Here is a 23,128-nt window from a genome sequence, read left to right on the forward strand (position 1 = left end):
CGAGCGTGCGCATGGCGTATCGAGATCCATCAGCCGGACTTCTTCTCGTGCAGGGGGAGTCGCGGGTCGACCTCCTGGTGCTCCCAGCTGCCGCGCAGCCAGGTGTGCGCGGGGTCGTCGCAGATCTTCCAGGCGCGCTCACCCGATCCGGCCATCACGTTCAGGTAGTACATGTCATAGCCGGGCGCAGCGATCGACGGGCCGTGGTAGCCGTGGGGGACCAGCACCACGTCACCGCTGCGCACCTCCTCGAGCACCTCGATGGGACGCTCGGGTGTGCCGTAGACCCGGTGGTACCCGAAACCCGGAGAGCCGTCCGGCCCGTCAGCGATCTCGAAGTAATAGATCTCTTCGAGCTGCGACTCCTTGTCGCTGTTCTCGTCGTGCTTGTGGGCCGGGTAGCTGGACCAGTTACCGCCCGGGGTGATCACCTCACAGGCGATGATCGAGTCGGCCTCGAAGGCGTCGGCGGTACCGAAGTTGTGCACCTGCCGACTGCAGTTGCCTGCGCCGCGCAACTCGACCGGGACATCGCTGGCCGGCACGTACCGGAAAGGCAGTTCCGTCGCCGCCCGAGCGCCGCAGAGGGCGAACCGACCGCCATCGGCGCTCGTGACGGTGAACGTGGAACCGCGTCCGACATAGGCGAAGTCGCTGGGCCCGTCGAAAACGCTCGGCCGGCCCGCGAGGTCGAGCGAGGTGCCGTCGCATGTCACCATCGCCGACCCGGACAGCGGTACCACGATGATCTCGTCGACACCGGAGTTCCGCGTGACGGAGTCGCCGGCGCCGAGTTCGACGACGAAGAGCGAGGATTCGGTCCAGCCGGCCGATTCCGGCGTGACGTCGACGGTCAGCGGGGCCGTGGCAGACCGCGTCGGGATGTAGTACTTGCTGTTCATCGGCTCACCTCACCAGGTTGACCGCGGTGTCGACCGCGGTGGCCACGTCATCGTCGGCCGGATAGAGGAGGGTACGTCCCACGATCAGGCCACGTACCGACGGGATACGCAGGGCGCGTTCCCAACTCGCGAACGTCTCGTCCGGTGCGGTCTGCGGGTCCCCGCCCAGCAGCAGGGTCGGCAGGGTGGTGGCGTCCATGACGCGTTCCATCTCGTCGACCACCGGCAGCTTGAGCCAGGTGTAGGCCGACGTGGAGCCGAGCCCCTGCACGATGTGCATCGACTTGATCACCGCGTCGGCGGTGAGGTCGTTGCGAACCTTGCCGTCGATGCGGGAGGACAGGAACGGTTCGAGCATGGCGATCGAGCCGCCGGCGGCGAGCTCGTCGACGGCGGCCGCGCACGCCGTCATCATGTTGAGCGTGCCCTCGTCGGCGAGGTCCACCCGGCACAGCATCTTCGCGCCGTTGAGGCCCGCATCGATGGTCCAGGACGCGGTGGCCGAGGTCATCCGATCGTCGAGCTCGAAAGACGCGCCGGCGAGACCGCCACGATTCATCGAGGAGAACACCACCTTGTCTTCGAGGGCACCGAGGAGCAGCAGGTCCTCCAGGACATCGGAGGTGGCCAGCACCCCGTCGACGCCGGGATTGGCCAGCGCGGTGCGCAGACGATCGAGCAGGTCCGACCGGCTGTTCATCGCGATCGGGTTCGCTCCGACGGCCAGTGCACCGCGAGCCGGATGGTCGGCGGCGACGATCATGAGTCGGTCGGTACCGGTCACCGTCGGGCGCCTGCGGCGCCGGGCCCAGGCCTCGGCGATGGCTTGCGGATGAGTGGCGCGGACCGCCGTCACCTCGGCATAGGTGGAACACCGCGTGGCCGCGACGGCGTCGCGGTCGATCACGGCTCCGGGGGGCCGGTGGGCGTCGCGACCTCAGACATTGAGCTTCTCCTGTCGGGTGGTGGCCGGGCCGGGGACCCCGGTGGCCTTCTCTGCCACTTCCTCGGCGGTGGGCATGGCGGTCGAACACTCGAGCCGGCCCGCCACGATGGCTCCGGCGGCGTTGGCGTGACGCAGGATCTTCTCCAGCGGCCAGCCCTCGAGCAATCCGTGGCACAGGCTGCCGCCGAAACTGTCGCCTGCGCCGAGTCCGTTCACGACGTCGACCGCCACGGGCGCGACCTCGACGGTTTCGGTGCGTGTCTTGCCGAGTACCCCCTTGGGGCCCTGTTTGACGATGGCCAGCTCCACCCGAGGTCGAGAAGTGCGTCGGCCGCGGCGTGGGGATCTGTCTCGCCGACTGCGATCTCGCACTCCTCGCGGTTGCCCACCGCGACGGTGACATGTGACAAGGCACGACGGACCTGCTCGGTGGCCGCCTGCGCGGTGGCCCAGAACATCGGCCGGTAGTCGAGATCGAGAACCGTGAGCGACTGCCGGCCACGCGCCTCCCACGCGGCGAAGTGCGCACTGCGCGAGGCTCTTCGGACAGGCCGGTGACGGTGGACCAGTAGAGGCGCGCGTCGTGGACCGCGGCGGCGTCGATGTCGTCGACCGTGACCTGCAGATCCGGGGCGCTCGGCTTGCGATAGAAGTAGAGGGGGAAATCGTCCGGTGGGAAGATCTCGCAGAATGTGACCGGCGTGGCGTACTTGTCGTCGATCTCGACGAATCGGTTGTCGACTCCCAATCGGACGAGCTCGCTGCGTACGAAGCGCCCGAACGGATCGTCGCCGACGCCGGAGATGAGCGCGCTGCGCTGCCCGAGCCGCGCGGCGGCCACGGTCACGTTCGCCGCGCTGCCGCCGAGGAACTTGCCGAAGCTCGTGACCTCCTCGAGGCCCACCCCGATCTGCTGAGGGTAGATGTCGACACCGCTGCGACCGATCGCCAGCACGTCGAAATCGGGTGCGGCACCCAAACGGGATTGTTGCTGTGCGGTCACGTACTGCTCCCTGCTCGTGGTCGGACGGGCGGCGTGCGACGGGACTGGCTTCCCGGCTTCCGTGCCATCCACTGTGCGTCAGTTCACAACTCAAAGTCAATACTTTGTCCTGACATTCTTACCTGGCATAGTGGTGTCGGAGATCACATGGCCTCACAGGCCTGTCGAAGGGAATCGGAGATGACAGTCGACGCCGCAACGGCGACCACCGCGACCACGCCTGATGACGCCGCCGTGCTGCCGGTCGGCATCGTCGGCTTCGGCTGGATGGGACGTGCTCACGCCCAGGCCTACGCGCGCATCCGGCATCACTATCCGGAGTTGAGGCCGGTGCCCAAGCTGATGGTGATCGCCGACGAGGTCCCCGTGCGCGCCGCCGAGGCGGCCGCCCAGTTCGACGTGCCGTCGACAGTTGCCGACTGGCAGCGCGTGGTCGACGACCCGATGATCAAAGCGGTCAGCGTCACTGCGCCGAACTTTCTGCACCGGGAGATCGGTTGTGCCGTCGTCTCGGCAGGCAAACACCTGTGGATCGAGAAGCCGGTCGGTCTGTCCGCAGACGATGCTGCGGCGGTCGCGACCGCCGCGCGAGCCACCGGCGTGCGTACCGCGGTCGGATTCAACTACCGCAACGTGCCCGCGGTCGCCGCGGCGCGGGAAATGATCGCGTCCGGCGGGATCGGGGAGGTGACCCATGCGCGGTTCCGATTGTTCAGCGATTACGCAGCGCATCCCGACGGTGCCCTGAGCTGGCGTTTTCAGCGCGCACGCGGTGGCAACGGGGTGCTCGGTGACCTGGCGTCACACGGCGCGGACCTGGTGTGGTTTCTCCTGGGCGACGTCGAGTCCGTGGTCGCCGACACGGCCGTCTTCGTCACGGACCGACCCAGGCCGACCGGAACGACGTCCGGTCACCAATTGGCCTCCGGGGGTGAACGCGGACCGGTGGAGAACGAGGACTACGTCTCCGCACAGATGCGGATGACCTCGGGCGCGCGGTGCGTGCTGGAGGCCAGTCGGGTCTCGGTCGGCGCGCAGAACTCGTACGGCTTCGAGATCCATGGAACCGAGGGTGTGGTGCGGTGGGACTATCGGCGCATGGGAGAACTCGAGGTCGGCAGCGGCCAGGAGTATCAGGACCTGGCAGTGGCGACCAGATTCGTCGGCCCGGGGGCCGGTGACTACGCCGCGTTCCAACCCGGCGCCGCCAATCCGATGAGCTATGACGATCTCAAGGTGATCGAGGCGGCCCGGTTCTGCGCGTCGGTCACCGATCCCGCCGAAGCGGGCGCGACGATCGACGACGCGGTCCGCAGCGCCCGGGTACTCGATGCGATGAGCACATCGGTTCGTGAGGGCACCTGGGTCTCACCCGACACGCAGGGGTGATCGACCGGCCGGGCCGCGCCTCGCGATCTGCGGACTTCCCGTACGCGCTTGCCCTTCTCGGGCCGGTGCGCTCTTCATGGAGATCCTCGACGCGACGATCGTCGCCACCGCGCTTCCGGCGATCGCCGCAGATCTCGGGGTCCGGCCTCTCGGCGCGGGCATCGTGGTGACCTCGTACCTGATCACTCTTGCGGTCTTGATCCCGTTGTCGGGCTGGGTTGCCGACCGTTTCGGGGTGCGCCGGGTGTTTGTGATCGCGGTTGCGGTGTTCACCCTGGCCTCTGCGGGATGCGCTCTGGCGCCTGATCTTCAGGGTCTGGTCACGATGCGCGTCCTGCAGGCGATAGGGGGCGCCATGATGGTGCCGGTGGGCAGGCTTGCCGTGTTACGCACCGTCGAGCGCGCCCAGTTGGTGAGGGCCATCGCGTACCTGACGTGGCCTGCGCTCATCGCGCCGGTGGCGGCGCCGCTGATCGGCGGCCTGATCGTGACGCACGCGGACTGGCGGCTCATCTTCGCCATCAACATCCCGATCGGTATCGCGGGCCTGGTGGCCGCTGCCATCTGGTGCCGGCCCACGGAAGTCGATGTCGGTCGGCGGCGTCTCGACCTGCTCGGGTCGCGCTCACCACGCTGGCGGTCGGCGCGGCGATGCTGGCCGCACAGGAGATCTCGGCCGATTCGCCGCGATGGGTGCTGGTGGCGACGGGTGTCGTCGGCGCAGCGATCGCCGGTGTGGGTGCTGTTCGGCGCATGCAGAGCTCGCCGTATCCGCTGCTCGATCTGCGGGTGCTGCACGTGTCGTCGTTTGCCTTCGTGGTGGGTTTCGGAACCGTGTATCGGGTGGCGATCAGCGCGGTTCCGTTCTTGTTGCCGTTGATGTTCCAGCTCCAGTTCGGGTGGACGCCGGTGGCCGCAGGCGCGATGGTGACAGCGCTGTTCGCCGGGAACGTCGTCATCAAACCCCTCACCACGCCGCTGATGCGCCGGTGGGGGATCCGGCGGGTCCTGATGGTCGACCTCCTGGTGTCGGTGGTGGCTTTCGTCGCACTCGCGGTGCTCGGCGAGGCGACCTCGGCCGTGGTGATCGCGGCGGTTCTGGTGGCGTCGGGCGCGCTCCGCTCGGTGGGATTCTCCGCCTACAACACGTTGGCATTCGCCGACGTCGACGCCGGTGAACTCAGTGATGCGAATGCCGTACACGCCGCGGTCCAGGAGCTCGGCGCCGCGTTCGGGGTGGCTCTCGGGGCGGTCGCGGTGTCCGCCTTCGCCCTCGCCGACGGGCTGCCGGCGGGCGCATACTCGGCAGCCTTCTTGTTGCTCGGCGCCTTGATGGCGGTGTGTGCGCTCGGCGTCTTGCGGCTGCCTCCCAACGCTGGTGCCAGTGCCGTTGGAGCCCACTGATTCGCCGTGTCAGATCAGAATGTCTTGACAAAGTCTTGACAGCGGCCATGTGACGGGTATTACATCATCTCCAGGAGAGTGCTCCGTCGAACACTCTGTACAGCGAAGGGAAGATACAACGATGGATTCCACGGAAGGTCGCCGGAGCCGCCGGCAGCGTCGGCTGATCGGGATCGCCGCTGCACTGTCGTCCGCGGTGCTGATCGTCGCGGGTTGTTCGAGCACTGGTGGTGCGCCCGACGACGACGACAACGGGGGCGGGGGCGCGGGCAACGCCGGCACCCCGACCAAGACCATCGCGATGATCACCCACGAGGTTCCGGGTGACTCGTTCTGGGATCTGATCCGCAAGGGGGCCGAGATGGCCGCCAAGAAGGACAACATCAAACTGCAGTACTCCGCGGATCCGGAGGCGCCGAATCAGGCCAACCTCGTCCAGACGGCGATCGACAGCAAGGTCGACGGCATCGCCTTGACGCTGGCCAAGCCGGACGCGATGGCACCTGCCGTGAAGAAGGCTCTCGCCGCCGGTATCCCGGTGGTGGCGTTCAATGCCGGCTACGACGACTGGAAGGCGATGGGCGTCCAGCAATACTTCGGCCAGGACGAGACGCTGGCCGGCAAGACGGCGGGCGAGCGCCTCACAAAGGACGGGCGCAAGAAGGTCCTGTGTGTCATCCAGGAGCAGGGGCAGGTCGCCCTCGAGTCACGATGCGCGGGTGTCAAGCAAGGCTTCACCGGTGGCGGTTTCGAGATCCTCAACGTCAACAGCAAGGACATGCCGTCGGTCGAGGCGACCATGACCGCCAAGCTGCAGCAGGATCCGTCGATCGACACCGTCGTGGCCCTCGGCGCACCGATCGCGCAGACCGCCGTGCAGTCCAAGAGCAACGCCGGGTCCAATGCCGAGATCGTCACCTTCGACACCAACGCGGCTCTGGTTCCCCTGATCCAGAACGGCGACGTGAAGTGGGCAGTCGATCAGCAGCCCTATCTGCAGGGCTACGAGGCAGTCGATTCCCTGTGGCTCTATCTCACCAACGGGAACACCATCGGCGGTGGTGAGGCCGTTCTGACCGGGCCCGCATTCATCGATGAATCGAACATCGACAAGGTCGCCGAGTACGCCAAGGGCGGCACTCGCTGACGCGGGTCCTGCCAAGGAACCACGAGGAAATCCGATGAGTACACAAACTGATCTCGACCTGTCCACGCACAAGGTCGTCACCGACGAGCGGGTGAAACGGCAGAAGCCGTGGCAGCGTTTGCTGCTTCGACCGGAGATCGGCGCACTGTTCGGCGCGGTCGCCATCTTCATCTTCTTCTGCGTCGTGGCCGCGCCGTTCCGGACCCCGGAGGCATTGGCCACCATCCTGTACGCGAGTTCGACGATCGGCATCATGGCCTGCGGTGTCGCCGTTCTGATGATCGGCGGTGAGTTCGACCTATCGACCGGTGTCGCGGTGACGTTCTCGTCGCTCGCCGCCTCGATGCTCGCCTACAACCTGCACCTCAACGTCTGGCTCGGCGCGGTACTCGCTCTGGTGCTGGCCCTGGCCGTCGGCTTCTTCAACGGCTACCTGGTGATGAAGACGAAGATCCCGTCGTTCCTGATCACCCTGTCGACCTTCCTGATGCTGACCGGAATCAACCTCGCGGTGACCAAGCTGGTCACCGGCCAGGTCGCGACCCCCTCCATCTCGGACATGCAGGGCTTCGACTCCGCGCAGAAGGTTTTCGCGTCGTCGTTCACCCTGCTCGGGGTGTCGGTGCGCATCACCGTGGTCTGGTGGATTCTGTTCACGCTGGTGGCCACCTGGGTGCTCATGCGGACCCGCGTCGGCAACTGGATCTTCGCGGTCGGTGGCGGCCAGGACTCGGCGCGTGCGGTCGGCGTACCGGTGACCAAGGTAAAGATCGGCATGTTCATGTTCGTCGGGTTCTGCGCCTGGTTCGTCGGCATGCACCTGCTGTTCGCGTTCGACACCGTGCAGTCCGGTCAAGGTGTCGGCAACGAGTTCTTCTACATCATCGCCGCCGTGGTCGGTGGCTGTCTGCTCACCGGCGGATACGGAACCGCGGTCGGTGCGGCGATCGGTGCCTTCATCTTCGGCATGGTGAATCAGGGCATCGTCTACGCCGGCTGGAATCCCGACTGGTTCAAGTTCTTCATGGGTGCGATGCTGCTCTTCGCGGTGATCGCCAACAACAGTTTCCGCAACTACGCGGCCAAGAGGTGACACGACGATGAGTTCAGCAATGGAGACACGACCCGAATCGGAGTCCAGCGGCGGCAAGGTGCCACTGATCGAGCTCCGCAACGTCGGCAAGGCATACGGCGCGATCATCGCGCTCAAGGACATCAGCCTTCGGGTCAACGCAGGCGAGGTGACCTGCGTCCTCGGCGACAACGGTGCGGGCAAGTCCACTCTGATCAAGATCATGGCCGGTCTGCACCAGCAGACCGAGGGCGAGCTGCTCATCGACGGTGAGACGACGATGCTCGAATCGCCCAAGCACGCGCTCGAGACCGGGATCGCGACGGTGTACCAGGACCTCGCGGTGGTCGGGCTGATGCCGGTGTGGCGCAACTTCTTCCTCGGCCAGGAACTGCGCAAGGGGCCGTTCCGCATGCTCGACATCCAGGCGATGCGGGCGACCACCAAGGAAGAACTGTTCAAGATGGGCATCGACCTGCCGGACGTCGACGCACCGATCGGTTCGCTGTCAGGTGGTCAGCGTCAGTGTGTGGCGATCTCCCGGGCGATCTACTTCGGCGCCCGCGTACTCATCCTCGACGAGCCAACCGCCGCGTTGGGCGTCAAACAGTCGGGCACGGTGTTGCGGTACATCTCGGCCGCGCGCGACCAGGGGTTCGGCGTCGTCTTCATCACGCACAACCCGCACCACGCGCACATGGTGGGCGACCACTTCGTGTTGCTCAACCGTGGGAGGCAGAAGCTGGACTGCACCTACGACGAGATCACTCTCGACGAACTCACCCAGCAGATGGCCGGTGGTGACGAACTCGACACGTTGAGTCACGAGCTACGGCGCTGAGTCGAGTTCGATGTGATCCCGCCCGGCCCATCCGTGGACCGGGCGGGATCTCGTTTCCGCCACCTTCCGGTCTGCGTGCGGGATACGTTGTGAGGCAGGAGAAAGGACCGGTCATGGTGCAGGGGGAGACGTGGGACGGTCGGCATCGTCTGGTCGGGGTGGTGTTCGCGGCGTCGAGCCCGTTCGAGGCGGATCTGGTCGCCGAACTGTATGCGGCGGCGGACGCGGCCGGGTATCGGTTGGCGCTGGGGCTGCACGGAGCGGAACGGACACGCGCACGCGCGTGCGCGGACCTCGCCGACCAGGGATGCGCGGCGATCATCGTGGTGGGTGCCGAGCACGGGGACCGGTATGTGTGCGACGTCCCAATCGTCGTGGTCGGTGAGCGTATCCCGGATCTCGTGGCGGTGACGGTCGGGACCGACGAGTGGCGAGGTGCGCAGATGGCGGTTCAGCACCTGATCGATCTCGGCCACACCTCCATCGCCCACATCGAGGGCGGCGACCATCCGTGCGCCGCCGAACGACTGCGGGGATACCTCGGAGCGATGACCGCTGCCGGCTATCGCGACGAATGCCGGACCCTGGTCGGCGACTACACCGAGGAGGCCGGTGCGCTGGCGGCGGAGCGACTCCTCGCCGAGGGGAATCTACCGACCGCGGTCTTCCTGGCGAATGACAGGATGGCTGTCGGCTTCATCGATGTCATGCGGCACAACGGTGTTCGCGTGCCCGAGGACATGTCCGTGGTCGGCTACGACGACGGACCGCACATGGTGCTCGGGCATGTGAACCTCACGACGATCCGCCAGGACGTGACCGGGCTCGGTCTCGCCGCCGTGGACGCGGTGGCTTCGCTCCTCGGTGATTCCGGGCAGCCCGCCAACACGGGAGGGCTCGGCTTCTACGGTGCGATCGCGCTGGAACCCGAGTTGATGGTGCGCGGTACCACGGGGCCGCCCGCCGGTGCGGATCCCCGCACGGACACCGGACGTGAACGCGTGCGGTGGGGCCTGCTGGCGGATACCTGCGACGACGCGCTGGTGCGTGAACTGGGTACGCCCGGAGTGGTGTCGGGCGCGATCGAGGTGGTGGCAAGTGCGTCCACCGCGGTCGCGTGGGAGATCGCCGACCGACTGGGCATCTTGGTCAGTTACGGACTCTACGAAGACCTCATCGACGACCCCGAGATCGATGCGATCTACATCGCGTTGCCGGCCGACGCGCAGGAGGTGTGGGCCATCAAGGCACGAGAGGCCGGCAAGCTCGTGCGGTGCGCGCCTGTCGAATAGCCTGCTTCGGTCGCGACGTCATCTCGGTTCGAGGCCGACCGCGCGATAGGCGTCGTCGAGGAACCGCATGTTCGTGACGGCATCGTCGAGACCGATCGGCAATGCCGTCCCGTGTTCGACCGCCGCGGCGAAAGCCTCCAATTGGTAGGTGTAGGTCGACCGGGTGCCCAGATGTTCGACAGCGACGGTCCCGTCCACCGACGACACCACCGTCAGACGGTCGTCACGGCTTGGTGCGAGATAGTCGTGCAGGAACACGCTGCCGTTCTCACCGACGATCCGGAGACTGAACACATAGTCGCCGGCGACCATCGAGATCGCATGTGTTCCACTGGCGCCGTTGGGATAGCGGATGTCGAGAACCGCGGACTCGTCGATCTGAGGTCCGCGGAGGACGGCTCGTCCGCCGGTGATGCGCGGCGGGCCACCGCACCACGGGCCGAGCACGCGTGAGACGTGCAATGAATAGCAGCCGAGGTCCATCAAGGCGCCGCCGGCGAGGTCGTAGGACCACCGCGGATCGGTGTCACCGGGAGCGGGCATCGCCATCACCACCTCGACATGCCGGACATCGCCGATCGTCCCACCCTCGAGCAACTCGACGGTGCGCGCCATGAGGGGATGGAACAGGTAGTGGAAGCCCTCGAGAATCGGCACACCCGCGGCCACGGCGGCCGCGGCGACCTGTTGCGCCTCGGACTCGTTGCGCGCGAAGGGCTTCTCGGAGAGCACAGGCTTGCCGGCCCGGACGGCCGCGAGATTCCACGGCCCGTGCAGCGAGTTCGCCAGCGGGTTGTAGATGACGTCGACCTCGGGGTCGTCGATGACATCCTGGTAGGTGTCGAGCACTCGCTCCACCCCGTACTTGCGCGCGAACGCCTCGGCACGACCGCGATCGCGGGCCGCCACGGCGACCAGACGATGGCCGAGGGCCTGCGCCGGGCCGACGATCGCCGACTCGGCGATGCGGGACGCACCGAGCACCCCGATCCGTAGCGGACGGCCGGATGGGGCGGTCACACCCGCACCGGCCGTGCAGCGATCTTGCGCAGGAACGACATCGACACCGCGACGTTGCCTGCGGCGGCGTCCCCGTCTGCCTCGTCGTCGAGGATGGTGTCCTGCTCGAGGACGTACCAGCCGTCGAAGCCGGCATCGACGAGAGTTCCGACCACGCGGGCGATGTGGGCCTCGCCGGCGCCGAGCGGCACGTACATGCCCTGTGCCACCGCCTCGGTGTAGGTGAGCCCGCCGCTCTGCACCTGTCGGGCGAGGTCGACCTTGACGTCCTTGAGGTGCGCGTGCGTGATGCGGGCGGTGTACTGCTGCGTCACCTCGAGGGGATCGGTGCCGCCGATCAGGAGGTGACCCGTGTCGAGACACAGGCCGATCGTGGAGTCCTCCAGCACGCGGTAGACCTCGTCGCGCTTCTCGATCATCGTGCCCACGTGGGGATGCAGCGCCGCGGTGACGCCGCGTCTCTCCGCCAGCGCGCCGAGACGATCGAGGTTGGCCAGCAACGTCGTCCACTCCTCCTCGGACAGATCCGGCCGGTCGTCGTAGCCGTCGACGCCGGTGGCGGCGGCGAGGACGAGAACGTCACCGCCGGACGTCTCGAGTCGGTCGAGGACCTCGTTCACCGCGGGGGTCGGGTCGTGGTCGGATCTGTGCAGGACGACCGGCACGAACGACCCGACGCAACGCAGTTCGTAGGAGGCCAACGTGTCACGCAACTGCGCGGGTGATGCGGGTAGGAACCCTTCGGGGCCGGTTTCGGCGGCGGTGACGCCGAGTTCATGCATCTCGCCGAGTACTCGCTCGGGGCTGAGCTGATATCCCCATCCGGGGACCTCGCACACTCCCCAGGAAATGGGTGCGGCGGCGATGCGGAGTTCGCTGGTGGTCATGTGGTGTCGGTCCTCACTGGTTGTGCGATGCCACGGTGGCGGTGCCACGGTGGTTCGCGATGACGTGGTGCGCCCGGATCGCATCGGTGCGGACCGGTCGGTGCGTGGCGGCAGACCGGTCGGCCGCCTCGGCGATGATGGCCACCTCGAGTGCGTCGGCCGCGGTGCACAACGCGGTCGCGCCCCTGCGGTCACCGGCGACCTCGTCGCAGAATGCGGTGAGTTCCGCCCGGTATGCCTGTGCGAATCTGTCCATGAAGAACCTGTGTGGTGTACCGGCGGGAAAGCCCGAGCCGCTCTGCAGGTTTCGGACCGGAGTGCCGTCGTCCCATCCGGCGACGACGGAGTCGGCGCTGCCGTGTGCCTCCAGTCGGCAGTCATATCCGCGCCCGTTGTAACGGGTCACCGATACCACGCCGATGGTGCCGGATGCGAAGGTCAGCAAGACGGCGGCGGAGTCGACGTCACCCACGGTGGCGAAATGCGGATCGCCCTGGTTGCCACCCGTGGCGTACACCTCCACCACCTCGTCGTCGAGAAGCCAACGTACCGTGTCGAAATCGTGCACCGCGCAGTCGCGGAAGATCCCTCCCGAGACGGCGACATAGTCACGCGGCGGCGGCGCCGGGTCGAGAGTGGTCGACCGGACGGTGGTGATGAAACCGAGATCACCAGAGGCGACGGTTGCACGAGCCGCGGCCATGGCCGGATCGAAGCGACGGTTGTAGCCGATGCGCACGGGTACACCGGCATCGTCGACCCGGCGGACGACCGCGGCGGAGTCCGCGACCGACAAGGCGATCGGCTTCTCGCACAGGGTCGGGATCCCGGCGGCCACGGCCTTCTCGATGAGTTCGGCGTGAGTCGGGGTGGCGCTCGCGATGACGACTGCGTCGATGCCGGACCCTAGTAGTGCGTCGGCATCGATCACGGCACGCGCCGACGGGAGTCGGGCGAGCGTCGAGTCGACGGCTGCCGGCACGGCATCCGTGACCACCACGTCGTCCACCGCCGGAATGGCCGACAACGTGTCGGCATGAAAACTGCCGATCCGTCCGAGTCCGATGACCCCTACGGTGAGTCCCATCAGTCGATTCCACCCATCACGATCTGATCCCAGTCGATGACCGACCCGGTCACCACCCCGCTGCGGTCCGACAGCAGGAACACCACGAAGTCGGCGATCTCGTCGGGCTGTCCCAGTTTGCCCATCGGTACCGAGGCGTTGGCATCGTCCACCCAGGTGTCGTCGGCGTGGTGGAACCGTTTCTGGATCTCGGCCTCACCCTCGGTCTCGCTCCAGCCGATGTTGAGTCCGTTGATCCGGATCCGATCCCAGCGGTGGGCGTGTGCAGCGTTCTTCGTCAGGCCGACCAGGCCTGCCTTGGACGCCGAATAGGGGGCGAGGAACGGCTGACCTCCGTACGACGACATGGTGATGATGTTGACGATGCTGCCCGGGGCTTTTCGGGCGGACATGTCCTGCACGGCCGCCTGCATGGTGAAGAACGGGGCGCGCAGATTGATGGCGACGTGGCTGTCGAAGAGTTCGGGTGTGGTGTCGAGCAGGCTGCCGCGGGTGGTGGTCCCCGCGGCGTTCACCAGGCAGTCGATCCGGCCGAACTCGGCGACCGTCGCTGCGACGGTGTCGGACGCGGCCTCAGGATCGGCGAGGTCGGCGGGCACGAAACGAACTGGTAGGCCATCGAATTGCGCTGCCAGCTGCTTGCCTCTCTCGACGTTGCGGCCGCTGAACACGACCAGGGCACCGGCGTCGACGGCCGCGGACACGATCGCCGCCCCGATGCCTTGTGTCCCGCCGCTGACCAGCAGCACCTTGTCGGCAAGCACCTTGTCGGCAAGCGCCTGTCGGTCGGTCATCGTCAGTGGGTCCTCTCGGTCATGGGATGTGCCGGGCGTCGAGTGCCTTGAGCTCGGCGTGGAACGCGTCCGGCTCGAGGTCGTCGGCGATGGCACGGCGCAGGAGCTCGGCCTGCGACTCACCGGTCAGTCCGGTGATCGGCTGGTCGAGGTCGAGGTTGGTGGGAAACGCGTAGCCCTCGGCACTGGCGGCGATCACGTTGGCGACCGCTCTGTCGTCGCCGGCCACGGCCAGTTCGCGCAGGGCAGGGTAGATCCAACCCATGATCGCGGTGCGGTCGACGGCGTCCATCGCACGGCCGAAGGCCGACGAGATCTGGAGCAGGTTGGCCATCCGTCTGATGTCGGCGGAGGTGTTGTGGCCGGCCGCGTGGAAGAGCGCGGGGTTGAAGAACACCGCATCACCGGCCGACAGCGGCAACTGAATGTGGTTCTGGGCGAAATACTCCCGGAACTCGGGCAGGTTGAAGGCGAGGTAACCGGCCTCATAGGTCTGCGAGTACGGCAGGTACATCGTCGGACCGGATTCGACCGGCATGTCGACGTGGGCGACCGCACCCTGCAAGGTGAGCGCGGGTGACAACCGGTGGATGTGCGCGCGGAACTCGGCGGCGGTGCCGGTGGACATGAAGCCGAGATGATAATCACGGTGGGGATTCTGTGCCTCTCCGCCCGGGTTCACGACATTCACCGAGGAGGTGACCTGATACCACGGACCCAGCCAGGCCTTGCTGATCAGGGCGAGCACGTCGTTGCTGTAGTAGCGCGTGAACAATTCGGGGTCGCGTTCGGCGAACTTCTGCAGGGCATTCCAGACGCGGTCATTGGCGCCCGGCTTGGCGAAGTGGTCACCGTTGGAGACGCCCGCGGCGTGCTGGTCGGCGATGATCTCGCCGAAGAGCGCGGTGGCTTCGACGAGGCCGTGGCGCTCGTCGAACGCGCCGCGGAACACCACGATGCCAGGGCCGTTCAGCAGGGCCTCGGCCAGTTCGTCGGCGAGCACCTCGCGGTCGCCGACGCTCAGCGCGGCCACGTCCGCGGATTCGTAGAACAGCACACCGCGCTCGGTGCTCGTGGCGTGCGGGTAGTCGGCGAGGTCGGTGTTCCGTCGCGTGAGTTCGATGAAGTCGTCGAGGTCGCACTCGGTCGGGGTGATTCGGCCGGCACGGGGAGTCGTGGCGCTGCGCAGTGTCATGTGCGTGCGCTCCTCTCGGGATGAAGGTCGGGATGCGAGATCGGGCCCTCGGCGGTTCCGCCGTGATCACTTGACCAGAATGGCAAGATCTTATTGTCCGGACAAGAGCAGATATCCATCAAGAATCCCTCAGGAGTGTCCCGTGCCACATCGCTATCCGATCCGGGAGATCGCCCGGCAGGCGGGGGTGAGCGAAGCGACCGTCGACCGGGTCCTACACGGGCGAGCAGGCGTGCGTGAGGGAACCGTGTTGCAGGTCGAGCAGGCCATCACCGATCTCGACCGGCAGCGCACCCAGTTGCGGCTGTCCGGTCGACGCTTCTTGATCGACCTCGTCATGGAGACGCCGCGGCAGTTCTCCGGTCTGGTGCGTGAGGCGATGGAGCAGGTGTTCCCGGCACTTCGTCCGGCGGTGATGCGGGCGCGCTATCACCTCCGGGAGACCTGGGAGACCGACGACCTCATCGCCGAGCTCGACGCGATCGCCCGACAGGGCAGTCATGCCGTGGTGCTGAAGGCGCCGGACACACCCGAGGTGGCCGCGGCAATCGGCCGGCTCACTTCCGCGCGGGTCCCGGTGATCACCCTGGTGACCGATGTGCCGATGAGCACGCGGATCGCCTACGTCGGGATGGACAACCGTGCCGCCGGGGCCACTGCCGGATACCTGATGTGTCAATGGCTCCGGCACGTGCGAGCCGACGTGCTGGTGCTCACCAGCAGTGCGATGTTCCGCGGAGAAGAGGAGCGCGAGATGGGGTTCCGGTCGGCGATGCGCACCTACGATCCCGGCCGTCGGGTGGTCGAGGTGTCGGAGTCGGACGGGCTCGACGCGACCTGCGAGACGCTCGCCGCCCGCGCGCTGCGCGAGTTCCCGGACATCGGAGCGGTGTACTCGATCGGCGGCGGCAACCGGGGCATCGTCGCGGCGTTCGGTGCCGCCGGGCGGACCTGCGAGACGTTCATCGGACACGATCTCGGCGATGCGAACCGGGCGCTGCTGCGCAGTGGCCACCTCACCGCGGTGTTGCACCATGATCTGCGGGCGGACATGCGGCAGGTGGCGCAGTCGGTGATGCGCTTCCACGGTGCGATCCCCGGCGACCAGCCGTCGGCGGTGTCGGGGATTCAGATCGTCACCCCACACAATCTTCCCGATTGATCTCGACGATCGATTCTTGTCAAGACATATTAATGTCCATGTCACCGGTGTTAATGTGTCGTGGTGATCACGCCCATCCCGGTGGAACTCGATCGGTCGACCCCGGTGCCGCTCTACCATCAGCTCGCGCAGGCCATCGAGGCCGCAATAGTGCGAGGTGACCTCACGCCGGGTGATCGACTCGAGAACGAACTCGACATGGCGAGTCGGCTGAAGTTGTCCCGCCCGACGATCCGTCAGGCGATCCAGGAACTGGTCGACAAAGGCGTGGTGGTTCGCAAGCGCGGAGTCGGAACCCAGGTGGTGCAGAACCCGGTCCACCGGTCCGTGGAGCTGACCAGCCTGTACGACGATTTGACCACGGCGGGAATGCATCCGACGACGCAGCTGCTCGAGTATCGGATCGGGGTGCCCGACGACGACCTCCGCATCGAACTGGGAATGGCGGTCGGCGCGGAGGCGGTCACGGTCAAGAGGCTGCGTTGTGCGGGCGGAGAACCGTTGGCGCTGATGACCAATCATCTGCCCGCCGACATCTGCCCACCGGCCGGCGAACTCGAGAACGGCGGTCTCTACAAGGGGTTGCGGGGGCGCGGAGTGCACATTCGGCTGGCCCGGCAACGGATCGGGGCGAAGGCGGCCGATGCCGAGGAGGCCGCGGCCCTCGGCGACGACGTCGGTGCGCCGTTGCTGACCATGCAGCGCACGGCGTTCGACGACGCCGGACGGGTCGTCGAGGTCGGGAGGCACGCCTACCGCGCCGATCGCTACTTCTTCGAGACCACCGTCGTCGATCGCTGACCCGTCCCCCGGGCACCGATCGGGCACTGCCCGATCGTCGGTTCGGGGCGGCCGTGGTGGTCAGGACGGGTCGTGCATACGTGGGGCGTCGGGAGCGGGGGAGTCGGTGACCGCGACGAGCAATGCGCGTACCGCCATCGCGCGACGATACGAGTTCCCCTCCAACTGATCGAGGGCGCATTCTGGATCGGCGGGCGGACCGAGGTGCGTACATCCGCGGGGACAGTCCTCGATGGCATCGCGCAGATCGTCGAAGGCGTCGACGATGTCGTCGGGGGTCACATGGGCCAGACCGAACGAGCGGATGCCAGGGGTGTCGATCACCCAGCCCCGTCGGTCGGCGGGGCCGGGGAGCGGCAACGCCACCGACTGCGTGGACGTGTGCCGACCCTTGCCGACGCCGGAGACGACGCCGGTGGCCCGATCTGCATCGGGCACAAGGCGATTGACGAGTGTCGACTTGCCGACGCCGGAGTGTCCGATGAGCGCGGTGATATGTCCGGTGAGAATGTCGGATACTGCCTCGAGCGGGTCCGCCTGCCCGCCGAGCACGATCGGGAGATCGAGATCGGCGAAGGCGCGGGTGAATTCGGCGGGATCCGCGAGATCGGACTTGGTCAGGCACAGGATCGGCATCAGACCCCCACGAACGCCGCCGCGAGCGCACGCTCGACGAAACCGGTCCGCGGCGGCGGATCGGCCAGCGCGGTCACGATCAGCAGCTGGTCCGCATTCGCCACGACGATCCGTTCGTAAGGATCGGTGTCGTCGGCGGTCCGTCGCAGGACAGTGGTTCGGTCGGTGACCTTCACGATGCGCGCCAATGTATCCGCGCGCCCGGTCAGGTCACCGACGATCGACACGCGGTCGCCGACGACGACCGGCGTGCGGCCGAGCTCGCGGGCCCGCATCGCGACCACATGACGTTCGGGATCGCCGTCGATCACACAACCCCATCGGCCGCGGTCGACCGATACCACCATGGCGTCCTCGGCGTCGTCATGGCTTGGCCGGGTCTTGGTACGCGGCCGGGTGCCCTTGCCGGGACGAATCCGGACGTCGGATTCGTCGTAGCTCGAGGCGCGTCGTGTCACGTCACACGTGCCCGATCATCTTCTGCCACATCCCCGGGAAGTCGGGCAACGTCTTGGCGGTGGTCTCCACGTCGTCGACACAGACACCCGTGACCACGAGGCCGATGAGTGCACCGGCGGTGGCCATACGGTGATCGGCGTAGGACTGCCAGACCGCTCCGTGCATCGGCGCCGGCACGATCCGCAGACCGTCGGCGGTTTCGGTGCAGTCGCCGCCGAGCCGGTTGATCTCGGTCGACAGCGCGGCCAGTCGGTCGGTCTCATGGCCCCGCAGGTGGCCGATACCCGACAGCACCGACTCCCCGTCGGCGAGCGCACACAACGCGGCAACCGTGGGAGTCAGTTCGCCGACGTCACGCAGGTCGATATTGACCCCGGTGAGCTTCGCGGGACCCCGGACGGTCAGATGTCCATCGGAAAGGTTTACCGCACAACCCATCTCGCCGAGGATGTCGACGATCTGCGCGCCCGGCTGGGTGGTGCTCACGGGCCACCGCGGCACGGTGACGGCGCCGTTGGTGACGGCGGCGGCGGCCAGGAATGCCGCAGCATTGGAGAGGTCGGGCTCGATCTCCCAGTCGACGGCTCGGATGGGGCCCGGCGCCACCCGCCATTCGTCCGGAGCTGGCTGCTCGACGACCACGCCCGCCGTGGCCAGCATGTCGAGGGTCATGTCGATATGCGGCATGGACGGCACGGGAGGACCGACGTGGCGGATCGTCACGCCGTTGTCGAATCGCGCCGCCGACAGCAGCAGGCCGGATACGAACTGTGACGACGCGGAGGCGTCGATGGTGATCTCGCCACCGCGCGCCGAGCCCCGCGCGGTGACCGTGAAGGGCAGCCGGTCACCCGCGATCTCGACGCCGAGGCCGCGCAGACCGTCGAGGATCGTTGCGAGCGGCCGTGTGCGTGCCTGCTCGTCGCCGTCGAACGCGACGACGCCCTCGGCGAATGCGGCCACCGGTGGCAGGAACCGCATCACGGTCCCGGCCAGGCCGCAATCGACCTCGGCGCCGTGCATGGGCCGGGGGTCGATGGCGACGGTCGTCTCGTCGTCGCTGTCTGTCTGTACCCCGATCCCGAGCCCGCTGATCGCGTTCAGCATCAGGTTGGTGTCCCGACTTCGCAGCGCCCCCCGCACGGTCGACGGGCCCTGGGCCGACGCCGCGAGGACGAACGCCCGATTGGTGATGGACTTGGAGCCGGGCAACTCGACGGTCGCGACGACCGGCGAGGTCGCGACGGGTGCGCTCCAGATACTCATGCGATCCAGTTTGTCATGGCTGATTGCGGTCTCCGTGGGACGGCGCAGGTCCGCGGCAGGTCACCGGGTGTCACGCCGTAGCGGATGGTCCTCGGGGATCTCTACGACGATGATGGTCCGCTCGTCGGGGTCGGCGATGTGCATCTCGATCAGACCCCACGGTTCGGTACGTGCTTCCCGGGTGATCGGCACGTCGGCGGCGCGCAACTCGCGTTCGGCGGCCTCGACGTCACGGACCTGGAGCCACAGCGCGGCGTCGGCTCCGCCGCCACCCCCGACGTCGTCGCTCATGTGCCCGGGCACCTCGATGAGGCCGTTGCCGGCATGGAAGACCACGCCACCCGGGTACTCGCGCGCGACGGCGAGCTTCAGGCTGTCCCGGTAGAACTGTTGCAATCGTTGCGGGTCACGCGTGCGGAGCAGGACCCGGCTGCTGAGGATCTCCACGTCTATTGGCCCTCGGTGGTCCCGTCGGACCCGCCGAGCGCATGTCCGCGATTGAGGTCGTTGCCGTGCCGGGCGGCCTCGTAGATCGCCCTTTCGCGGGCGATCCGGTCGGTTTCGCCGATCGGAGTCGCGTCGCCGAATGCGAAGGCCGAGTCATGCGTGTACTCGTGCGGCACGTCGGGATCGTCGTCGATCAGGGCATCGGCCGGGGTGTGATCGTGGCGTGGGCTGTCGGACATACACCAACGATAAGCCGACACGGCAGCCTGCACGGTCTGCTGCGTGGAGTTTGTTCTCGCGGGATGCCGCGTTCGGCCCAGACCCGGTCAGACGACACAATGGTGCGATGGCCGCGACATCGAGACGTAGTGCGGGATTGTTGCTGTACCGAGGAGCCGGGACGTCGCTCGAAGTGCTCATCGCTCATCCGGGCGGCCCGCTGTGGGCGAAGAAGGACGACGGTGCGTGGTCATTGCCGAAGGGGCTCTACGCACCGGACGAACGGCCGCTCGACGCGGCCCGGCGCGAGTTCGCCGAGGAGATCGGCACCCCGGCCCCGGACGGTCCGGTTCTCGAACTCGGCGACGTCACGCTCGCGAGCGGGAAGGTGGTGACCGGGTTCGCGGTCGAGGGTGATCTGGACACGTCCGCGGTCGTGAGCAACACCTTCGAGATGCAGTGGCCCCCGCGTTCGGGTCGAATGCAGAGTTTCCCGGAGGTCGACCGCGCGGAATGGGTCGTCCCCGATATCGCCCGGATGAAACTGAACCCGGCGCAGGCCGAGTTCATCGAGCGGTTGTGTGACCGCCTCGAGGCACGGACCGACTGACCTCACCTCGTGGCCTCACAGCAGGTAGGTGGCCGTCATCGCCTTCCACAGATCCAGGTGTGGGTCGGTGGTCGGGTCACGTGGATCGATCAGGTAGGTCGCGGCCACCCCGCGCATGCTGGAGAGCAGCAGCGGGTACAGCTCGGGATAGCGTGGGCGCGAGGTCAATTCGGGACCGAGGAATCCGGCGACCGCCTGGCGGACGGTCGGGCCGAGGCGGTGTTCGGTCGGCAATAGGGCGTCGCGCAGGACGGTGTTGGTGCGGGCGGCGGTCCACAGTTCCATCGACGCGACGAAGTAGGGCTGGTGAAAGGTCGTCCAGCCGAGGTCGATCGCGGGACCGATCCGAAGGGCCGGGTCCGCAGGCCAATCGATCTGAGCCGGCATGGCCTCGATGCGTGTACGCGCGAGATGATCGACGGCGGCCATCAGCAACTTGTCGCGCGACGGATAATGATGCAGAAGCCGGCCGCGGCTCACACCGGCCTCGGCCTGGATGGCGAGGGTGCTCGCGCCCGCGTATCCACGGTCGACGAGAACACGGATCGCGGCATCGAGGATCCGGGTACGGGTACGGTCTCCGCGCTGTTGTGTCCCCGTTTCCGGTGTCTCCGTTCCCGCATCGCGCGGTGTCGCGTCGAACTCCGATCGGTCCACTCGGTGATCCTATCCGCCCTGTGGGGCGGTGATCAGACGTCGAGGAAGTGCGGTAGTCCCGCACGATAACGTTTGCGGTCCTCCGCCTTGATCGGGTCGAGCATCGGCAACTCCCACAGTGGGAGAACCGGCGCGGGACGGGACGAGCTGTCCGCCGCGGTCAGAATGGCGTTGGCGGCCCGCCGTCCGGACTCGTTGGCGCCCTCCATCGTGGCGAGGTCGATGTTGGTGCGGACGTGATCGCCACCGATGAAGAGGTTCGGGATCTTCGTGTAGGCCGTTGGGCGGTGTTGATATGACCCTGCGGTGTTGACCATCAGGGGCGTCGCGTTGGCGATCTGTGGTGACCAGGTGACCCCCGGGTCGAGTGACCAGGTGACGATCTCCTCGCTGCGGAGGATCTTCTTTCCGCCGGAGTTCATCGCCCGGCTCATCTGCGCCCAGACCTCCCGCGCGATCTCTCGTTTGGAACACTGCTTTGCGGGTTTGCCGTACAGGATGCCCGGCTTCTCCCAGTCGGAGATGTCGATGGACAGACAGTCGCGGACCCGGCCGTCGCCATAGGTCTTGGCGAAGTCGACGTCCCAGGGCCGGGCCTGGAACAACCCGGTCAAGGCCCACGGCGTGCCGAGCGCGGCGATGTGGCTCGGCGGCATATCCGAGCGGCGGGACAGGAAGTACTGAATGCCGACCATCCAGTCGTCCTCGAGTTCTCGGATGCCCGCGAGCGACGGATCCGCCGCCAGCAACGACGGGCTGAGGAGTGGCCGGAGACGGTCGAGTGGCATGGACGCGACGTACCAATCCGCGGAGACCGAGCCGCCGGATCCCAGAACCGCGCCGGTGATGCGGCCGCGTGAGAGTTGGAAGTCGGTGACACCCTCACCCATCACGAAATTCACCCCGAGGTGACGAAGGTGCGCGACCCAGGGGTCGATCCAGGCGTGATTGGTGGGGGCGTTGAGAATTCGGTCCACGCCACCGTGGACGAGGCCTGCGTCGTATTGACCGACCAGCCCCGTTGCCGAGGTGGCCAGGGCCAGTCCGATCTGCCCGATCGTGCGCGCCGAGGCGGTCTGCGACTTGGCCGCCACCAGTGCTCGGGTGAGGGCGCCGGCCAGATAGCGTTGGTAGGCGGGTGATTTGCCTTTCGCCTTCACGAACTGAATCCAGGATTGCTTCTCCCACTGACCCAGTCGTCGTTCCTGACAGCTGGTCGCGATGATGAGTTCCCGTGTCACGAAGTAGGCGAGTTCTTGCGGGGGTACGTCGACGATGAATTTGAGTCCCGTGGTCAATGCGTTGCGGAGGTTGTCCAGTGCGACGATGGCCGGCGCGTGGTCGACGAAACCCATGATCGACGCCGGTGCCGTGGTGGGTGCGTAACCGGCCTCGTCGAAGGCGATGACCGCGGTCTCGACGTTGATGAGATGCCGGTCCTTGACGTTGCCACCCCGCGACAGCGGGATACGCTCCATCGATTCGGTCACGTGTTGATAGCACCCCGGGAAGAAGCGGAAGCCGTGCTCGCCGGGGAGGGGGAGTCGTCCGCCGCGCGCAGTTCCCGGAACATCGTGACTTCGCGCCTTGCCGCCCAGGTAGGCGGGTTCGTAAACGGTGACCCGGAAACCCCGTTCGATGAGTTCATGCGCGGCGGCCAGCCCCGACATGCCACCACCGAAGATGGCGACCTCGCGCGGCCTGCGGGTATTGGTTCGTGGAACTGCTTGTGCCGACGGCACTTTCACATTCGGAAGCGCGACGGCGGTGCCGGCCAGCACGGCCGCGGCGGCTGCGCCCCTCAGCACCGAACGCCGGGAGAAGTCGTTGTGATCGTCGTCCATGTCCCCGTCCCTTCAAATCAGTCAGCACTGACTGATTGTGAGGTTTAC

21 protein-coding genes and 3 pseudogenes are annotated in these 23,128 nt (G+C 67.0%); 10 read left to right on the plus strand and 14 right to left on the minus strand.

Annotated features, from left to right (window positions below):
* Positions 1-29: 29 nt before the first annotated feature.
* From iolB to iolC, 3 genes and pseudogenes are all read right to left on the minus strand, one after another.
* Positions 30-902 carry a 5-deoxy-glucuronate isomerase gene (gene iolB / locus GTV32_RS22210; protein WP_161062157.1) on the minus strand — a complete coding sequence of 291 codons (873 nt, stop codon included), beginning with the start codon at positions 900-902 and terminating at the stop codon, positions 30-32.
* 4 nt (positions 903-906) lie between these two features.
* On the minus strand, positions 907-1,806 hold the full coding sequence (locus tag GTV32_RS22215; protein WP_161062706.1) for an aldolase: 900 nt from the start codon (positions 1,804-1,806) through the stop codon (positions 907-909).
* Between the two features lie 33 nt (positions 1,807-1,839).
* Positions 1,840-2,827 (minus strand): annotated as a pseudogene (gene iolC, locus GTV32_RS22220) (5-dehydro-2-deoxygluconokinase).
* 204 nt (positions 2,828-3,031) lie between these two features.
* Between iolC and GTV32_RS22225 the strand changes: the two are divergent.
* The 7 genes and pseudogenes from GTV32_RS22225 (at position 3,032) to GTV32_RS22250 (ending at position 9,996) form a co-directional block, all read left to right on the plus strand.
* On the plus strand, positions 3,032-4,240 hold the full coding sequence (locus GTV32_RS22225) for a Gfo/Idh/MocA family oxidoreductase (RefSeq protein ID WP_161062158.1): 1,209 nt from the start codon (positions 3,032-3,034) through the stop codon (positions 4,238-4,240).
* Between the two features lie 76 nt (positions 4,241-4,316).
* A pseudogene (locus GTV32_RS23690) lies at positions 4,317-4,859 on the plus strand (MFS transporter); the annotation flags it as partial.
* A 32-nt stretch (positions 4,860-4,891) separates the two neighbouring features.
* Positions 4,892-5,644, plus strand: a complete 753-nt coding sequence (locus tag GTV32_RS23695) for an MFS transporter (RefSeq protein ID WP_237421991.1) — start codon at positions 4,892-4,894, stop codon at positions 5,642-5,644.
* Between the two features lie 121 nt (positions 5,645-5,765).
* Entirely contained in the window at positions 5,766-6,791 is a 1,026-nt protein-coding gene (locus tag GTV32_RS22235; RefSeq protein WP_161062159.1) for a substrate-binding domain-containing protein, read from the plus strand.
* Between the two features lie 34 nt (positions 6,792-6,825).
* The gene (locus GTV32_RS22240; RefSeq protein WP_161062160.1) at positions 6,826-7,884 is read left to right on the plus strand and encodes an ABC transporter permease; all 1,059 of its coding nucleotides are present in this window, start codon (positions 6,826-6,828) and stop codon (positions 7,882-7,884) included.
* Positions 7,885-7,891: 7 nt separating this feature from the next.
* Positions 7,892-8,704, plus strand: coding sequence for an ATP-binding cassette domain-containing protein (locus GTV32_RS22245; RefSeq protein ID WP_161062161.1), 813 nt, complete (start codon positions 7,892-7,894; stop codon positions 8,702-8,704).
* Positions 8,705-8,817: 113 nt separating this feature from the next.
* Positions 8,818-9,996 (plus strand): substrate-binding domain-containing protein, encoded by a 1,179-nt coding sequence (locus tag GTV32_RS22250; RefSeq protein ID WP_161062162.1) that lies wholly within the window; start codon positions 8,818-8,820, stop codon positions 9,994-9,996.
* 18 nt (positions 9,997-10,014) lie between these two features.
* Here GTV32_RS22250 and GTV32_RS22255 read toward each other — a convergent pair whose 3' ends face one another.
* The 5 genes from GTV32_RS22255 to GTV32_RS22275 are packed head-to-tail and all read right to left on the minus strand — an operon-like array spanning position 10,015 to position 14,979.
* Complete coding sequence (locus tag GTV32_RS22255) at positions 10,015-11,016, minus strand: Gfo/Idh/MocA family oxidoreductase (protein WP_161062163.1); 1,002 nt, start codon at positions 11,014-11,016, stop codon at positions 10,015-10,017.
* Positions 11,013-11,903 (minus strand): sugar phosphate isomerase/epimerase, encoded by an 891-nt coding sequence (locus GTV32_RS22260; RefSeq protein WP_161062164.1) that lies wholly within the window; start codon positions 11,901-11,903, stop codon positions 11,013-11,015. The genes GTV32_RS22255 and GTV32_RS22260 overlap by 4 nt, the downstream gene beginning before the upstream one ends.
* A 13-nt stretch (positions 11,904-11,916) precedes the next feature.
* The gene (locus GTV32_RS22265) at positions 11,917-12,990 is read right to left on the minus strand and encodes a Gfo/Idh/MocA family oxidoreductase (RefSeq protein ID WP_161062165.1); all 1,074 of its coding nucleotides are present in this window, start codon (positions 12,988-12,990) and stop codon (positions 11,917-11,919) included.
* Positions 12,990-13,784: an SDR family oxidoreductase gene (locus GTV32_RS22270; protein WP_161062166.1), complete on the minus strand. Its 795-nt coding sequence runs from the start codon at positions 13,782-13,784 to the stop codon at positions 12,990-12,992. Before GTV32_RS22270 ends, GTV32_RS22265 begins: the two co-directional genes overlap by 1 nt.
* A 19-nt stretch (positions 13,785-13,803) precedes the next feature.
* Positions 13,804-14,979 (minus strand): phytanoyl-CoA dioxygenase family protein, encoded by a 1,176-nt coding sequence (locus tag GTV32_RS22275; protein ID WP_161062167.1) that lies wholly within the window; start codon positions 14,977-14,979, stop codon positions 13,804-13,806.
* A 142-nt stretch (positions 14,980-15,121) separates the two neighbouring features.
* On the opposite strand from GTV32_RS22275, the gene GTV32_RS22280 reads away from it, so the two are divergent.
* Positions 15,122-16,141: a LacI family DNA-binding transcriptional regulator gene (locus tag GTV32_RS22280; protein ID WP_161062168.1), complete on the plus strand. Its 1,020-nt coding sequence runs from the start codon at positions 15,122-15,124 to the stop codon at positions 16,139-16,141.
* Between the two features lie 63 nt (positions 16,142-16,204).
* Positions 16,205-16,942 carry a GntR family transcriptional regulator gene (locus tag GTV32_RS22285; protein ID WP_161062169.1) on the plus strand — a complete coding sequence of 246 codons (738 nt, stop codon included), beginning with the start codon at positions 16,205-16,207 and terminating at the stop codon, positions 16,940-16,942.
* Between the two features lie 60 nt (positions 16,943-17,002).
* Here the strand turns inward: GTV32_RS22285 and rsgA are convergent.
* The 4 genes and pseudogenes from rsgA to GTV32_RS22305 form a co-directional block, all read right to left on the minus strand.
* A pseudogene (gene rsgA, locus GTV32_RS22290) lies at positions 17,003-18,036 on the minus strand (ribosome small subunit-dependent GTPase A).
* Between the two features lies 1 nt (position 18,037).
* Positions 18,038-19,303 carry a 3-phosphoshikimate 1-carboxyvinyltransferase gene (gene aroA, locus GTV32_RS22295; protein ID WP_161062170.1) on the minus strand — a complete coding sequence of 422 codons (1,266 nt, stop codon included), beginning with the start codon at positions 19,301-19,303 and terminating at the stop codon, positions 18,038-18,040.
* Between the two features lie 60 nt (positions 19,304-19,363).
* The gene (locus GTV32_RS22300) at positions 19,364-19,750 is read right to left on the minus strand and encodes a VOC family protein (protein WP_161062171.1); all 387 of its coding nucleotides are present in this window, start codon (positions 19,748-19,750) and stop codon (positions 19,364-19,366) included.
* Between the two features lie 2 nt (positions 19,751-19,752).
* Complete coding sequence (locus tag GTV32_RS22305; protein ID WP_161062172.1) at positions 19,753-19,989, minus strand: hypothetical protein; 237 nt, start codon at positions 19,987-19,989, stop codon at positions 19,753-19,755.
* A gap of 107 nt (positions 19,990-20,096) precedes the next feature.
* Here GTV32_RS22305 and GTV32_RS22310 point away from each other — a divergent pair, with 107 nt between their 5' ends.
* Positions 20,097-20,579, plus strand: coding sequence for an NUDIX domain-containing protein (locus GTV32_RS22310; protein ID WP_161062173.1), 483 nt, complete (start codon positions 20,097-20,099; stop codon positions 20,577-20,579).
* Positions 20,580-20,594: 15 nt separating this feature from the next.
* Here the strand turns inward: GTV32_RS22310 and GTV32_RS22315 are convergent, their stop codons facing one another.
* Positions 20,595-21,236: a TetR/AcrR family transcriptional regulator gene (locus tag GTV32_RS22315; protein ID WP_161062174.1), complete on the minus strand. Its 642-nt coding sequence runs from the start codon at positions 21,234-21,236 to the stop codon at positions 20,595-20,597.
* Between the two features lie 32 nt (positions 21,237-21,268).
* The gene (locus GTV32_RS22320; RefSeq protein ID WP_161062175.1) at positions 21,269-23,080 is read right to left on the minus strand and encodes an FAD-dependent oxidoreductase; all 1,812 of its coding nucleotides are present in this window, start codon (positions 23,078-23,080) and stop codon (positions 21,269-21,271) included.
* Between the last annotated feature and the right edge of the window lie 48 nt (positions 23,081-23,128).

It is taken from the genome of Gordonia sp. SID5947 (genome assembly GCF_009862785.1).
GTDB lineage: Bacteria > Actinomycetota > Actinomycetes > Mycobacteriales > Mycobacteriaceae > Gordonia.

Coding starts and splice junctions, on each gene's coding strand:
- iolB (WP_161062157.1), bottom strand. CDS start 902: ATGAACAGCAAGTACTACATCCCGACGCGGTCTGCCACGGCCCCGCTG.
- GTV32_RS22225 (WP_161062158.1), top strand. CDS start 3,032: ATGACAGTCGACGCCGCAACGGCGACCACCGCGACCACGCCTGATGAC.
- GTV32_RS23695 (WP_237421991.1), top strand. CDS start 4,892: ATGCTGGCCGCACAGGAGATCTCGGCCGATTCGCCGCGATGGGTGCTG.
- GTV32_RS22235 (WP_161062159.1), top strand. CDS start 5,766: ATGGATTCCACGGAAGGTCGCCGGAGCCGCCGGCAGCGTCGGCTGATC.
- GTV32_RS22240 (WP_161062160.1), top strand. CDS start 6,826: ATGAGTACACAAACTGATCTCGACCTGTCCACGCACAAGGTCGTCACC.
- GTV32_RS22245 (WP_161062161.1), top strand. CDS start 7,892: ATGAGTTCAGCAATGGAGACACGACCCGAATCGGAGTCCAGCGGCGGC.
- GTV32_RS22250 (WP_161062162.1), top strand. CDS start 8,818: ATGGTGCAGGGGGAGACGTGGGACGGTCGGCATCGTCTGGTCGGGGTG.
- GTV32_RS22260 (WP_161062164.1), bottom strand. CDS start 11,903: ATGACCACCAGCGAACTCCGCATCGCCGCCGCACCCATTTCCTGGGGA.
- GTV32_RS22265 (WP_161062165.1), bottom strand. CDS start 12,990: ATGGGACTCACCGTAGGGGTCATCGGACTCGGACGGATCGGCAGTTTT.
- GTV32_RS22270 (WP_161062166.1), bottom strand. CDS start 13,784: ATGACCGACCGACAGGCGCTTGCCGACAAGGTGCTTGCCGACAAGGTG.
- GTV32_RS22275 (WP_161062167.1), bottom strand. CDS start 14,979: ATGACACTGCGCAGCGCCACGACTCCCCGTGCCGGCCGAATCACCCCG.
- aroA (WP_161062170.1), bottom strand. CDS start 19,303: ATGAGTATCTGGAGCGCACCCGTCGCGACCTCGCCGGTCGTCGCGACC.
- GTV32_RS22305 (WP_161062172.1), bottom strand. CDS start 19,989: ATGTCCGACAGCCCACGCCACGATCACACCCCGGCCGATGCCCTGATC.
- GTV32_RS22310 (WP_161062173.1), top strand. CDS start 20,097: ATGGCCGCGACATCGAGACGTAGTGCGGGATTGTTGCTGTACCGAGGA.
- GTV32_RS22320 (WP_161062175.1), bottom strand. CDS start 23,080: ATGGACGACGATCACAACGACTTCTCCCGGCGTTCGGTGCTGAGGGGC.